Genomic DNA, 13,386 nt, shown 5'->3' with positions numbered 1-13,386 from the left:
TCGTCGCGTGGATGCCAAGGGGAAGACGCGCGAGGGCTGGGAGTGGCTGAAGGGTCCCGAGCCCTGGAGCCGGCGGATCCTGGCCTGGGACCTGGCGCTCTCCGGTGTGATGGTGGTCATCGGCCTCGGGGTCGACGAGCTGAGCAACAGCGCCGACTGGAAGATGCTGGTCGGCGTCCTCACCGTGGTGACGCTGACGATGCTGCGGCGGCGGTTGCCGGCCGCCACCCTCGTGGTGGGCGCGGCGGCGAGCGCGCTGCTGCCGGGGGTGTTCCTCCTCACCATCCTGCTCGGCTGGTCCGCCGGCCGCCGGATCGTCGGGGTGAGCCGGGCGTTGATCGCCTTCACCCTGGCCTTCTTCGCGGAGGTGACGCTCACCCTGGTCGACCAGTGGTCCCAGATGAGGCCCGGTCTGGTGGCGGTGTTCACCACCCTGGTCTTCCTGGCGTCGACCGTCATGCCGGGTCTGGCCAGCCGGTACTGGTACCAGCGCCGGACCCTGCTGGGCGCGCTCCAGGAACGCAACGACCAGCTGCTGCGCGAGCGGACGATCGTGGCGGGCCAGGCCCGGCTGCGGGAACGGCAGCGGATCGCACAGGACATGCACGACAGCCTCGGCCACCAGCTCGCCCTGATCTCGGTGCACACCGGGGCCCTGGAGGTGGACCCGGAGCTCACCGATCGTCAGCGCGAGGCCGTCGGGGTGCTGAGGCAGGCCTCGGTGGCGGCGATGCACGAGCTGCGGGAGGTCGTCGGGATCATGCGGGACGGGGTGGAGTCCCCGGTCCCGCGCGAGGAGGCGCAGCCGGCGGCGCGCGGGGTCGCCGGGATCACGGGCATCGTGGAGGCGGCGCGGGGCGCGGGGACCGACGTACGGCTGCACACGGCGGGGCAGGCCCGGCCGCTGGTCGCGGCCTGCGACCACGCGGCGTACCGGATCGTGCAGGAAGGGCTGACCAACGCCTACAAGCACGCGCCGGGTTCGAGGATCACGGTGGAACTGCGCTACGAGGACGACTCGCTGGTCGTGGAGATCGCCAACGGTCCCGCACCCGCCGACCCCTCCTCCGAGGTGGTCTCGGGCGGGCAGGGGCTGACCGGGCTGCGGGAGCGGGCGCGGTTGGTCGGGGGCATGGTGCACGCGGGGGCGACCGAGGACGGCGGGTTCCGGGTGGCGGGGGTCCTGCCGTACGGGACGGAGCCGGCCGGGGCCGCCGAGGAGGTGGCCGACGACTTCGGGCAGCGCTCCCAAGCCCGGGCGTCCGCCCTCCAGGGGGCGCCGCCGATGGACTGGGCGGCGGTCAACCGGGAGCTGGGACCGCCCGTGCGCAGCCGGCGCGGGGGCGTGGCGATGGGCTGCGGGATCGCCTTCGCCGCGATCGTGCTGCTGGTCATCGTGCTGGGCGCGGCGGCGGTGCTGATGGTCGGTTCGGCGAGCAAGGGCGTGATCGACCGGGCTGACTACGATGCGGTGCACGTCGGCGAGGCGGAGCAGGAGGTCCGGGACCGGCTGCCGTCCGGGGACAGCATCCTGACCACCGGACTGGAGCGCAAGGCACCGCCGAAGCCGGAGGGGACCACCTGTCTGGCGCTGCTGTCGACGGAATCGTCCTCGGAGTTCTCCAAGGACGGGGTTTTCCGGTTCTGCTTCCGGGACGGCAAGCTCGTGGACAAGCAGGCTTTCGAGGTCGAGCAGTAGGAGCGCGCGGGTGACAGCCAAGGTGATCCGAGTGGTGATCGCTGACGACGAGCCGCTGATCCGGGCCGGGATCAGGATGATCCTGACCTCGGCGACGGACATCGAGGTCGTCGCGGAGGGGGCGAACGGCCGCGAGGCGGTCGAGCTGGCCCGCTCGCACGCCCCGGACGTGGTGCTGCTGGACATCCAGATGCCGGTGATGGACGGGCTGACGGCGCTGGCCGAGTTGGGGCGGGCCGTGCCGGGCGCCCGGGCGCTGATCCTGACGACCTTCGGGGAGCGGGAGAACGTGCTGCGGGCGCTGAGCGAGGGCGGCGCGGGGTTCCTGCTGAAGGACTCGGCGCCCGCCGAGCTGATCGGCGCCGTCCGGGCGGCCGCCTCCGGTGACGCCTACCTCTCGCCCGCCGCGACCCGGCACGTGGTGGACCAGTTGGCCGGCGGGCGGGCCACGGGGCGGGGCGAGGACGCCCGGCGCCGGGTGGACGCGCTCACCGAACGGGAACGCGGGGTGCTGGCGCTGCTGGGCGAGGGACTGTCCAACGCGGACGCCGGACGCCGACTGCACATGAGCGAGGCGACGGTGAAGACGTACGTGAGCCGGATCCTGGCGAAGCTGGGGTGCGAGAACCGGGTCCAGGCGGCCCTGCTGGCCAGGGACGCCGGGCTGTAGATACGGTCGGGCCCGGATCGACCGGCCACCACGGCCGGAACGGCGCGCACAGGTGCGGGGGCGGCTCGAATGGTGACGGTACCGAGACAGCAGGCGGCGGACGCGGCGGCGGGTCCGGGAGGCGGTCCGGCAAGCGGGCGGATCCCGTCCGTCGAGGGCTTCGCCCCTCGCGCCGTGGCGGGTTCCGCGAAGGCGGCCGGGAAGGCCCTGCGGATCCGGGTGCCGCGGGCGGCCCACGCCGTGTTCGAGGCTCCCGCCGGGCGTCCGGACGCCGTGCGCGCGGTGGAGGAGTCCAACGTCGGACGGGTCGCCGAGCTGACCCCGATCCGGGTGGGGCGGATGGCCGCGAACCCCTTCGCCTTCCTGCGCGGGGCGGCCGGGCTGATGGCGCACGACCTGTCCGGCGGGCCGGTGACCGGGGTGGGCGCGCAGATCTGCGGTGACGCCCACGCGGCCAACTTCGGCCTGTACGGGGACGCGCGCGGCCGGCTCGTCATCGACCTCAACGACTTCGACGAGACCGTCTTCGGTCCGTGGGAGTGGGACCTGAAGCGGCTCGCCACCTCGCTGGTGCTGGCCGGGCGCGTGGTGGGCGCCGACGAGGACACCTGTCGGGCGGCGGCGCGGGACACGGTGGGCGCGTACCGGCGGACCATGCGGCTGCTGGCCAAACTGCCCGCGCTCGACGCCTGGAACGCCATCGCCGACGAGGAACTCGTCTCGCACACCGACGCCCGTGACCTGCTGGGCACCCTGGAACGGGTCTCCGAGAAGGCCCGCAACAACACCTCCGCCCGGTTCGCGGCCAAGTCGACGGTGCTCGGGGCCGACGGGGGGCGCCACTTCGTGGACGCGCTGCCCGTGCTGCGCCGCGTCGGCGACGAGGAGGCCGCGGCCGTGGCCGCTTCGCTGGGCCCCTACGTCCACACCCTGCCCGGGGACCGGTTGCCGCTGCTGGCCCGCTACGCCCTGCACGACGTCGCCTTCCGCGTGGTGGGCACGGGCAGCGTCGGCACCCGCTCGTACGTGGTGCTGCTGCTCGACCACCGGGGCGAGCCGCTGGTGCTCCAGGTGAAGGAGGCGCGGCCGTCCGCGCTGTTGCCGTACCTGCCCGCGCTGGGCTTCCACGCGCCGGCGGAGGAGCACGAGGGCCGTCGGGTGGTGGCCGGACAGAAGCGGATGCAGGTGGTCTCCGACATCCTGCTCGGCTGGACCACCGTGGAAGGGCGGCCCTTCCAGGTGCGCCAGTTCCGCAACCGCAAGGGCAGCGTGGACCCGGCGGCGTTGGCCCCCGAGCAGATCGACGACTACGGCCGGATGACCGGGGCCCTGCTGGCCCGGGCGCACGCGCACAGCGCCGATCCGAGGGTGCTGGCCGCGTACTGCGGGAAGAACGAGGAGCTGGACGAGGCCATGGCCACCTTCGCGGTGGCCTACGCCGACCGCAGCGAGGCCGACCACGCCGATCTGGTGGCGGCGGTCCGCTCCGGTCGGGTCCCGGCGGAGGCCGGGGTCTGAGGCTGAAGGTCGAGGCCTGGGGCTGAAGGGCGAGGTCTGAGGCCGGGGGCGAGGTCTGAAACCGGGGTCCGAGGCCGCGGACGGGGTCTGAGGCCGGGCGACCGCGAGGTCGATGGTCGGCCGCCGCTCCCCGTTCCCCCCTCGATGTTTCACGTGAAACATCGAAGGGCCCGGGTGGGCCGTAGTCTGGCCGGGTGAGCGAGCAGACCGAACAGAGCGTCCCCGAAGAGCCCGCGACCCCGGGTGCCGCCGAGCGGCCCGAGGCGCGGCTCGAACGTGCCGTGCGGGCCGCCGAGCAGGCGCTGATCGAGTTCGAGATCGCGGTGGAGACCTTCCGGGTGGAGGTCGAGAACTTCTCCCGGCTGCACCACCAGAAGCTCGGACCGATGTACTCCCGCCTCGACGAGCTGGACGCGCTGATCGCGGAGGCCAAGGCCGCCCGTACCGGCGACCCCGAGGACCTGCGGCGGGCCCGTGACGCGCGCTCCCTGGTCATGCCGATGCCCGGGGTCGAGGAGCTCTTCCACGACTGGATGGACTCGGACGGCATCTCCGACGACGCGTCCGCGATGCTGACCGACCGGACCGTGAAGCCCCCGGAGCGGGTGCGCCCCTCGGAGGAGGTCCGCCGGCTGTACCGGGAGCTGGTCCGCCAGGCGCACCCCGACCTGGCCCAGGACGAGGCCGAGCAGACCCGCCGGGACGCCTTCATCTCCCGGGTCAACGCCGCCTACGGGCGCGGGGACGAGGGGCTGCTGCGGGAGCTGGCCGAGGAGTGGGCGGCCGGCCCGGCGCCCGAGACCGCGCCGCCCGGCGAGAGCGAGGAGCTGTACGCCCGGCTGGAGTGGCTGGGGCGGCGCAAGGAGCTCCTCTCCCTGGTGGCCAAGGAGCTGGAGGACAGCGCGATCGGCTCGATGCTGCGGATGGCTCCGCAGGACCCGGACCGGCTGCTGGACGAGATCGCGGAGCAGCTGCTGGCGCAGGTCTCCGAGCGCGAGGCGGAGCTGGCGGCCTTCGGGGAGACGGCCGGCTAGACCGGTTCGGGACGGTTGCCCGGCCCGGTCCGGCCGGCCGGGTCCGGGACCGTGGGGGGCGTGCGCGGGGTCGGATAGGTTGGCAGGCCAGACTCGCGAAGAGATAAGGCGACAGCTATGAACCTCGGACCGCTTCCCTCGGTGGACGCCTCAGCGGTGCCCGCCGAAGGCTTTGTCCTGGACGTCCGCGAGGACGACGAGTGGGCGGCCGGGCACGTGGAAGGTGCGCTGCACATCCCGATGAGCGACTTCGTGGCCCGCTTCGGCGAGCTGACGGAGGCCATCGGCGAGGACACCCGGGTGCACGTGATGTGCCGCGTCGGCGGCCGTTCGGCGCAGGTCACCCAGTACCTGGTGCGACAGGGCATCGAGGCCGTGAACATCGACGGCGGCATGCAGGACTGGGACCGCGCCGGGCGCCCGATGGTGACGGACAGCGGCAACCCGGCCTTCGTCCTCTAGGACCCGGCAGCCGGCCGGTGGCGGGCCGGGCCCGTCAGGCGAGGGGGTGGGCGGCCAGCAGGTCGCCCAGGGCCTCCTCGTGGGCGGCGGCCGGCCCGAGTTGGAGCTCCAGCTGCTTGGCCCAGGCGTGGTAGCGGTGCAGCGGGTAGTCGGTGTCGGCGCCGAAGCCGCCGTGGAGGTGCTGGGCGGTCTGCACGACGCGGCGTACGCCCTCCGAGGCCCAGATCTTGGCTACCGCCACGTCACCGGCGCCGGGCAGGGGGCCGCCCGCGCCCTCGGCGGCGGTGTCCAGTCGCCAAGCCGCCTGCCAGAGGGTGACCTCCATGGCGCGCAGGTCGATGTAGCGGTCGGCGGCCTGCACGGCGACGGCCTGGAAGGTGGCCACGGGGAAGCCGAACTGCTCCCGCTTGCTCGTGTACTGCCCCGTCATGGCGAGCACGGCCTCGCCGAGTCCGAGGGCGAGGGCGCAGGTCCCGGTGGCGAGGAGCTGACGCAGCCGCTCCCAGGCGCCGGGGGCTTCGATGAGGTGGGTGGCGGGGACGCGCACCCCGTCCAGGGAGAGTTCGGCGAGCCGCTCCCCGCTGGTGGAGTACTGGTCGGCGAGCGTGAGCCCCTCGGTGGCCCGGGGCAGCAGCGCGAGGACGGCCTCGCCGTCGCCGCCGTGGGCGGGTACGGCGATCCAGTCGGCGCTGTGCGCCCAGGGGACGGACGTCTGCGTCCCGTCCAGGACCCAACCGTCCCCCTCACGGCGGGCGGTGACGGCCAGTTCGGCCGGGTCGTGGCCGGTGCGGCCGTGCGCGGCGACGGTGAGGACGAGCGTGCCGTCCCCGGCGGCGGGCAGCAGGGCGGCCGTCAGCTCCGGGCCGCCGTGGTCCTGGACGGCCATGGCGGTGGCGCAGTGCTCCAGCAGCGGCACCCGGGCCAGCACCCGGGCCGCCTCGCGCAGCACCAGGCACAGGGTGATGGTGTCCAGGCCGGCCCCGCCGTGCTCCTCGGCGAGCACCAGGCCCAGCAGGTCGGAGCCCGCCAGCCGGGCCCACAGGGGCCGGTCGAACTCCTCGGCGACGGCCCCCGGGGTGAGTGCGGGGCTGGGCACGCCGTCGGGGGCGACATCCGCGAAGACGGCCTTCGCCGCCTCGACGGCCGCCTGCTGCTCCTCGGTGAAGGTGAAGTCCACTGCCTGTCCTTCCGCGCGCCGGATCCGAACCCGTTCTGGCCTGACGGAGCGTCAAGATAGAACAGGTTCTGGAAATTGGACAGGGGCGCCGGGCGGGTGATCGCCCGAAGACCGGCAGGCGGCTGCCGGGCGAGCGGCGGGCGGTCTTCGGGCGAGCGGACCTCAGCGGTCGAAGTCGATCTCCACTTCCTCCGTCACCGCGTGCGACTGGCAGGCCAGGACGAAGCCCGCATCGGTCTCCTCCTCCTCCAGGGCGAAGTTCCGCTCCATCCTGACCTCGCCCCGCACCAGGAACGCCCGACAGGTGCCGCACACCCCGCCCTTGCAGGCGTACGGGGCGTCCGCGCGGGCCCGCAGCACGGCGTCCAACAGGGACTCCCCGTCCTGCACCGGCCAGGTGCCGGAACGGCCGTCGAGCCGGGCGGTGACCCGGCCGTGGGCCGGCGCCGAGACCGGGGCGGGGGCCTGCGGGGCGGTGTCCTCCACATGGAAGACCTCCTCGTGGACCCGGCCGCGTGCGACACCGAGCGTGGCCAGGGCCCGCTCGGCGCCCTCCACCAGCCCGTACGGGCCGCACAGGAACCAGCCCGTCACCTCCTCGACCGGGACCAGCGCGGGCAGCAGCGAGGTCAGCCGCGCCTCGTCCAGCCGCCCGGACGGCAGGCCGGCCTCCTGCTCCTCGCGGGAGAGGGCGGTGACCAGCTGGAAGCGGTCGGGGTAGCGGTCCTTGAGGTCGGCGACATCCTCCAGGAACATCGTCGAGGCCGCCGAACGATCGCCGCGGACCAGGCAGAAGCGGGCGTCGGCGCGGGCCGCGAGCAGCGTGGCCGCGATCGACAGCACCGGGGTGATGCCGCTGCCGCCGACGATCGCCGCGTAGTGCGCGTCGGCCGGGGCCGCGGCCGGGTCCAGGGTGAACCGGCCGGCCGGGACCATCACGTCCAGCTCGTCCCCGGCGGCGATCTCCTTGTGCGCGAACGTGGAGAACGCGCCGCCCTCCACCAGCCGCACCCCGACCCGCAGCCGCTCCGGACCCGGGCCGTCGGCGGCCGGGGCGGGGGAGCAGATCGAGTAGGTGCGGCGGACCTCGTCGCCCTCCGGGGCGGTGCGGCGCAGGGTGAGGTGCTGACCGGGGGCGTGCAGGTACCGGTCCCGCAGCTCCTGCGGGACGGCCAGGGTCAGCGCCACCGCGTCGTCCGTGAGCCGCTCCACGTCCGTCACCGTGAGGCGGTGGAAGGCGCCGTGGCGGGCGGGGCTCGGACCGGTCCCGGTCGGGCTCGGACCGGTCCCGGTCGCAGAGGACCGGGACGCCTCGGTCGCCGGGGACGCCTCGGTCGTCCGGGACGCCTTGGGCGCGGAGACGGCCATCTACAGCTCCTTGAAGTGGTCGAACGGTTCGCGGCAGGCCACGCAGCGGCGCAGTGCCTTGCACGCGGTGGAGGAGAACCGGCTGAGCAGCTCGGTGTCCGTCGAGCCGCAGTTCGGGCAGCGGACCGAGAGGGTCAGCGGGACCGGGCCGTCGGCGGAGTGCGGGCGGGGCGGGGCGATGCCGAACTCGGCCAGCTTCCGGCGGCCCTCCGCGCTGATGTCGTCGGTCGACCAGGCCGGGGCCAGCACGGTGGTCACCCGGACCTCGGGTATGCCGTGGTCGGTCAGGGCCCGCTCGATGTCGGCGGACATGGCCTCGATGGCCGGGCAGCCGGTGTAGGTGGGGGTGAGGGTCACCTCGGCGTGCCCGTCCTCGTGCATCCGCACACCGCGCACGACGCCCAGCTCACCGAGGGTGAGCACCGGCAGCTCGGGGTCCGGGACGGAGCCCGCCAGCGCGATCAGCTCCGCCTCCAGGCGGGTGGTGCCCGCCGTCCCGGCGGTCCGGGCGGCGCTCACCACGAGGCCCCCGGGTGGCTGCGGTGGAGGTGCTGCATCTCCGCCAGCATCTTGCCGAAGGGCTCGGTGTGCAGGCCCTCCCGCCCCGCTCCGGCGGCCCAGGCGCCCGTACGGGGCCCCTCGGGCAGGGTCAGTCCGGCCCGCTCCAGGACGGCGGTGAGCGAAGCCAGCCAGCGGGCCTCCAGGGCGGCCGGGTCCACATCGAGCCCGTCCACCGGTCGGAACAGCTCCCCGGTGTACTTCCACAGCCCGTCCAGGGCCGCGCGCATCCGCGCCCGGCTCTCCCCGGTGCCGTCGCCGAGCCGCAGCGTCCACTGCTCGGCGTGGTCGAGGTGGTAGGCGGTCTCCTTCACGGCCTTGGCGGCCAGCGGGGCGAAGGGGCCGTCCCCGGCGGCTAGCTCCGCGTACAGGGCGTGCTGGTGGAGGGAGAAGTAGAGCTGCCGGGCGATGGTACGGGCGAAGTCGCCGTTGGGCTGCTCGACCAACTGGACGTTGCGGAAGGCGCGCTCCTCGCGGAGGAACGCCATCTCGTCCTCGTCCCCGACCATGGACAGCAGGATCCGGGCCTGGCCGAGCAGGTCCAGGGCGATGTTGGCGAGGGCGAGTTCCTCCTCCAGGACGGGGGCGTGGCCCGCCCATTCGCCGAGGCGGTGGGAGAGGATCAGCGCGTCGTCGCCCAGGGCGAGGGCGGCGGCGGTGGTGGCGGCCGAGGGGGCGGCGGTCTCGGTGCTGCTCACAGGTGCTGCACCCCCTCGGGGATCTCGTAGAAGGTCGGGTGCCGGTAGGGCTTGTCGGCGGACGGGGCGAAGAAGGGGTCCCGCTCGTCCGGCGAGGAGGCGACGATCGCGGTGGAGGGCACGACCCAGATGGAGATGCCCTCGCCGCGCCGCGTGTAGAGGTCGCGGGCGTTGCGCAGGGCCATCTCCGCGTCCGGTGCGTGCAGGCTGCCCGCGTGCGTGTGGGAGAGGCCCCGGCGCGAGCGCACGAAGACCTCCCACAGGGGCCAGTTCCGCGTCATGCCCGTACCTCTCGCTCGTGTTCCGTGCCGGTGGTGCCGGTGGTCTCGGTGGTGCTGCCCGTGGTGCTGCCGGTCGTGCCGGCGGCGCCGCCGTGCTTCTCCGCGTACGCCGCGGCCGCCTCGCGGACCCAGGCGCCTTCCTCGTGCGCCGTGCGCCGCTGGTCGATGCGCTGCTCGTTGCAGGGGCCGTTGCCCTTGAGGACGTCCCAGAACTCCGCCCAGTCGATCGCGCCGAAGTCGTGGTGCCCGCGCTCCTCGTTCCACTTGAGGTCCGGGTCGGGCAGGGTCAGGCCGAGCGACTCGGCCTGCGGGACGGCGATGTCCACGAAGCGCCGGCGCAGCTCGTCGTTGGAGTGCCGCTTGATCCGCCAGGCCATGGACTGCGCCGAGTGCGCCGACTCGTCGTCCGGCGGGCCGAACATCATCAGCGAGGGCCACCACCAGCGGTTCACCGCGTCCTGCGCCATGGCGTGCTGGGCCTCGGTGCCCCGGGAGAGGGCGAGGAGCAGCTCGTACCCCTGGCGCTGGTGGAAGGACTCCTCCTTGCAGATCCGGACCATGGCGCGGGCGTAGGGGCCGTAGGAGCAGCGGCAGATCGGCACCTGGTTGGTGATCGCCGCGCCGTCCACGAGCCAGCCGATGGCACCGACGTCGGCCCAGGTCAGGGTCGGGTAGTTGAAGATCGACGAGTACTTCTGGCGGCCCGAGTGGAGCTTGTCGAGCAGCTCGTCGCGGCTGGTGCCGAGGGTCTCGGCGGCGCTGTAGAGGTACAGCCCGTGGCCCGCCTCGTCCTGGACCTTGGCCATCAGGATCGCCTTGCGGCGCAGGGAGGGCGCGCGGGTGATCCAGTTCGCCTCGGGCTGCATGCCGATGATCTCGGAGTGCGCGTGCTGGGCCATCTGGCGGACCAGGGAGGCGCGGTACTCGTCGGGCATCCAGTCCCGTGGCTCGACGCGCTCGTCGGCGGCCACGGCGGCGTCGAAGGCCGCCAAGAGCTGCGCGCCGAGGTCGGCTTCCGTGTCCGGGCCCGTGTCCGGGTCCGTCTCCGGGGTCACTGCGACCATCCCGGCCCCCTGTCTGAGTGTGCCGTCCGCCCGACCGACCGATCGTTCGGTTCATCCTCTTCAATGGTGAGACGGCGGCCCGTAGGGTGTCAACCTCTGTGGGCAACCCTGTGCACGCGGGATGATCGGGGCGGGATGGAATCGAACGAGCGCGAGGCGGCGGAGGGACCCCTTCCACCGGCCGACCCTCCGGCCCGCGTCACGGCCGACGCACCCTCCAGGGCCCCCGGGATCGCGGGCCTGTCGACCCCGTACCGCGTCGTGGCCGCCCTCGCCCTCGGAGCCGTCGCCGTCGCCGCCTGCGCGCACCTGGCGGCCGTGTTCCTGCACGTGGCCCCGTCCAACACGGTGAGCAAGCGGCACGCCGCACTGATCGACGGGTGGGTCTACCCCGAATTCGAACAGAACTGGAAGCTCTTCGCGCCCAACCCGCTCCAGCAGAACATCGCGGTGCAGGTCCGCGCCGAGGTCCGCACGGCGGCGGGGCTGTCCACCACGGACTGGCGCGACCTGTCGGCCGAGGACGGCCGGGCCATCCGCCACAGCCTGCTGCCCAGCCACACGGAGCAGAACGAGCTGCGCCGGGCCTGGGACTTCTTCACCGGCTCCCACGACGAGAACAACAAGGCCAACGGCGAGCGCGGGGAACTCTCCGAGGAGTACCTGCGGCGGATCGCGCTGGCCCGACTGACCCCCTCCTACCGCGAGGACGACCGCATCCTGCGGATCCAGCTGCGCTCGGCGACGAGGGCCGTGGCGGCGCCGAGCTGGAGCCAGGAGAAGACCGACACCCAGACGTACTACCGGGAGCTGCCGTGGTGGACCGTGTGAGACGGGCCCTCGCCAAGGTCACCGGACAGGCGCTGGGGCCCTACCAGAGCGCCGTGGTCCGCATCGGCTTCGCCGGGACCTGGCTGTTCTTCCTGCTGCGGGAGTTCCCCCACCGTCACGAGCTGTACGGTCCCGACGGGCCGTGGAGCCTGCGACTGGCGGAGCGGCTCATCGACCAGAACCGGGCCTTCACCGTCCTGCTGTGGTCCGACTCCGGCCTCTGGTTCGAGATCGTCTACGCCGTCGCCGTGCTCGCGAGCGTCCTGCTGCTGCTGGGCTGGCGGACCCGGGCCGTGTCCGTGATTTTCATGGTCGGGGTGCTCTCGCTCCAGAACCGCAGCGTCTTCATGGGCGACGGCGGGGACAACGTCATTCACCTGATGGCGATCTACCTGGTGCTGACCCGCTGCGCGCGGGTCTGGTCCCTGGACGCCCGGCGGGTCCGGCTGCGGGGATCGGCCTCGGCTGGCGCGGCGGGGCCGGTGCTGTGGGGCGTCCTCGGGGCGTTCCTCGCGTACGGGGCGGTGTTCGGGGGGTTCGGCACGGGCTGGACCCTGGCCTTCGCCGCCGTGTGGACGGCGCTCGCGCTGTGGTGGATGGTCGACCGGTACGAGCCGGCGGGCGAGGGGCGGGCGCTGCTCGACGTCCTCGCGAACCTGCTGCACAACGCGGGGATGCTGGTGATCACGGCGGAGGTCTGCCTGATCTACGCGACGGCAGGCTGGTACAAGATCCAGGGCTCGCGCTGGCAGGACGGGACCGCGCTCTACTACCCGCTCGGGTTGGACTACTTCACCCCGTGGCCCGGGCTCTCGGGCCTGCTGGCGAGCAGCGGGACGATGGTGATGCTGCTGACGTACGGGACGGTGATCGTGCAGGTCGCGTTCCCGTTCACGCTGTTCGACCGGCGGGTCAAGAACGTGCTGCTGGCGCTGATGATGCTGGAGCACGCGGGGATCGCGGTGCTGCTGGGGCTGCCGTTCTTCTCGCTGGCGATGATCGCCGCCGACGCGGTGTTCCTGCCGACCGGCCTCCTCCTCGCGCTGGGCGGTTTGGCCGCGGGCGCCCGGAGGCGGGTGTGGCGGCCCGCCGCCCGGGGGGTCGGGCCGGAGCCGCCGACCGGACCCGGGCTCGTGCCCCGGCCGGCGCCCGCGACGGAGACCCCAGCCCGCGACGGAGACCCTGCCGGCGACGGCGACCGGGCCGGCGACCGGGTCCGCGGGTCGTAGGGTCGGGGGATGAGCGAGCAGCAGAAGGTCGGGGACGTCGGGCGGGAGTGGCGGGAGGCCGTCGGGCGGGGCGACGTGGTGGTGCTCGACGGGTTCCACGCGCTGAAGCACGCCCTGCGCTTCGGGGCCGGCGTCGAGCTGGTCGTCGCCGACGACCCGGACTCCGTACGGGCCCTCGCGCGCGAGCTGGCTCCGGACGTGGCCCCCGAGCTGGACCGGCTCCTGCGGCAGGGCCCGCTCGCGGAACTGCTGCCCCGGGTGCACCCCACCGGGGTCGCCGCCCTCGCCCCGCGCCCCGCCACGGCGCCGACGGGACCGCGCCGGGCGCCCGTCGTCCTGCTCGACAACCCCCGCAACCTGGGCAACGTCGGGGCGGTCGTCCGCCTCGCCGCCGGCTTCGGCGCGGACGCCGTGCTGACCCGGGGCGACCTCGACCCCTGGCACCCCAACGTGGTCCGTGCCGGAGCCGGGCTGCACTACGCCACCACCGTGGGCCGGCTCGGCCCCGGCGACCTCGACGAACTGCCGCCCGGACCGGTGTACGCGCTCGACCCGGAGGGCGAGGACATCCGTACCCTCGCCCTCCCTGACGACGCCGTACTGGCCTTCGGCTCGGAGCGGCACGGCATCTCGCCCGAGCTGCGCGCCCGCGCCGACCACCTGGTCTCCCTGCCGATGCGGCCACAGGTCTCCAGCTACAACCTGGCGACGAGCGTCGCCATGACCCTCTTCCACTGGGGAGGGCCGCGCCCGGCCGAGGATGCGGACACGACCGCGGGCCGGGCGGGGCTTTGACG

The 13,386-nt window shown here is 73.8% G+C and carries 14 protein-coding genes; 8 read left to right on the top strand and 6 right to left on the bottom strand.

Features of this window, described 5'->3' with window-relative positions; genetic code table 11:
• The first annotated feature begins 7 nt into the window (after window positions 1-7).
• The 5 genes from ACIOD1_RS18295 (at window position 8) to ACIOD1_RS18275 (ending at window position 5,383) form a co-directional block, all read left to right on the top strand.
• On the top strand, window positions 8-1,699 hold the full coding sequence (locus tag ACIOD1_RS18295) for a histidine kinase (protein ID WP_365616063.1): 1,692 nt from the start codon (window positions 8-10) through the stop codon (window positions 1,697-1,699).
• A gap of 22 nt (window positions 1,700-1,721) precedes the next feature.
• Window positions 1,722-2,369, top strand: coding sequence for a response regulator transcription factor (locus tag ACIOD1_RS18290; protein WP_365616219.1), 648 nt, complete (start codon window positions 1,722-1,724; stop codon window positions 2,367-2,369).
• 69 nt (window positions 2,370-2,438) lie between these two features.
• Window positions 2,439-3,887, top strand: a complete 1,449-nt coding sequence (locus tag ACIOD1_RS18285) for a DUF2252 domain-containing protein (RefSeq protein WP_401903325.1) — start codon at window positions 2,439-2,441, stop codon at window positions 3,885-3,887.
• Between the two features lie 194 nt (window positions 3,888-4,081).
• Window positions 4,082-4,921, top strand: a complete 840-nt coding sequence (locus ACIOD1_RS18280; RefSeq protein ID WP_365616057.1) for a J domain-containing protein — start codon at window positions 4,082-4,084, stop codon at window positions 4,919-4,921.
• A gap of 117 nt (window positions 4,922-5,038) precedes the next feature.
• On the top strand, window positions 5,039-5,383 hold the full coding sequence (locus tag ACIOD1_RS18275; RefSeq protein WP_365616054.1) for a rhodanese-like domain-containing protein: 345 nt from the start codon (window positions 5,039-5,041) through the stop codon (window positions 5,381-5,383).
• A 34-nt stretch (window positions 5,384-5,417) separates the two neighbouring features.
• Here ACIOD1_RS18275 and ACIOD1_RS18270 read toward each other — a convergent pair whose 3' ends face one another.
• The 6 genes from ACIOD1_RS18270 to paaA all read right to left on the bottom strand — a co-directional run bounded on the left by ACIOD1_RS18270 (window position 5,418) and on the right by paaA (window position 10,529).
• The gene (locus ACIOD1_RS18270) at window positions 5,418-6,560 is read right to left on the bottom strand and encodes an acyl-CoA dehydrogenase family protein (RefSeq protein ID WP_401903322.1); all 1,143 of its coding nucleotides are present in this window, start codon (window positions 6,558-6,560) and stop codon (window positions 5,418-5,420) included.
• A gap of 162 nt (window positions 6,561-6,722) precedes the next feature.
• On the bottom strand, window positions 6,723-7,928 hold the full coding sequence (locus tag ACIOD1_RS18265) for a 2Fe-2S iron-sulfur cluster-binding protein (protein ID WP_401903319.1): 1,206 nt from the start codon (window positions 7,926-7,928) through the stop codon (window positions 6,723-6,725).
• Window positions 7,929-8,447, bottom strand: a complete 519-nt coding sequence (paaD, locus tag ACIOD1_RS18260; RefSeq protein WP_365616045.1) for a 1,2-phenylacetyl-CoA epoxidase subunit PaaD — start codon at window positions 8,445-8,447, stop codon at window positions 7,929-7,931. It abuts the gene before it with no gap.
• On the bottom strand, window positions 8,444-9,184 hold the full coding sequence (paaC, locus tag ACIOD1_RS18255) for a 1,2-phenylacetyl-CoA epoxidase subunit PaaC (protein WP_401903316.1): 741 nt from the start codon (window positions 9,182-9,184) through the stop codon (window positions 8,444-8,446). The genes paaD and paaC overlap by 4 nt, the downstream gene beginning before the upstream one ends.
• Window positions 9,181-9,465, bottom strand: coding sequence for a 1,2-phenylacetyl-CoA epoxidase subunit PaaB (gene paaB / locus ACIOD1_RS18250; protein WP_365616040.1), 285 nt, complete (start codon window positions 9,463-9,465; stop codon window positions 9,181-9,183). The genes paaC and paaB overlap by 4 nt, the downstream gene beginning before the upstream one ends.
• Window positions 9,462-10,529 carry a 1,2-phenylacetyl-CoA epoxidase subunit PaaA gene (gene paaA, locus ACIOD1_RS18245; RefSeq protein WP_401903314.1) on the bottom strand — a complete coding sequence of 356 codons (1,068 nt, stop codon included), beginning with the start codon at window positions 10,527-10,529 and terminating at the stop codon, window positions 9,462-9,464. Before paaA ends, paaB begins: the two co-directional genes overlap by 4 nt.
• A gap of 135 nt (window positions 10,530-10,664) precedes the next feature.
• Here paaA and ACIOD1_RS18240 point away from each other — a divergent pair, with 135 nt between their 5' ends.
• Genes ACIOD1_RS18240 through ACIOD1_RS18230 form a run of 3 tightly spaced genes read left to right on the top strand, consistent with a single transcriptional unit; the run spans window position 10,665 to window position 13,384 of the window.
• A complete protein-coding gene (locus tag ACIOD1_RS18240) occupies window positions 10,665-11,360 on the top strand; it encodes a DUF5819 family protein (RefSeq protein WP_401903312.1) in 696 nt (231 codons plus the stop codon).
• Window positions 11,348-12,589, top strand: a complete 1,242-nt coding sequence (locus ACIOD1_RS18235; RefSeq protein ID WP_401903309.1) for an HTTM domain-containing protein — start codon at window positions 11,348-11,350, stop codon at window positions 12,587-12,589. Before ACIOD1_RS18240 ends, ACIOD1_RS18235 begins: the two co-directional genes overlap by 13 nt.
• Window positions 12,590-12,598: 9 nt before the next feature.
• Window positions 12,599-13,384, top strand: a complete 786-nt coding sequence (locus ACIOD1_RS18230; protein ID WP_365616029.1) for a TrmH family RNA methyltransferase — start codon at window positions 12,599-12,601, stop codon at window positions 13,382-13,384.
• The last annotated feature ends 2 nt before the right edge of the window (window positions 13,385-13,386 follow it).

Origin of the sequence: Streptomyces sp. NPDC088097 (genome assembly GCF_044741845.1) — a bacterium.
Taxonomy (GTDB): Bacteria; Actinomycetota; Actinomycetes; order Streptomycetales; family Streptomycetaceae; genus Streptomyces.
The sequence above is the reverse complement of the archived record's forward strand: the minus strand, read 5'-3'. Positions and strand labels throughout refer to the sequence as shown.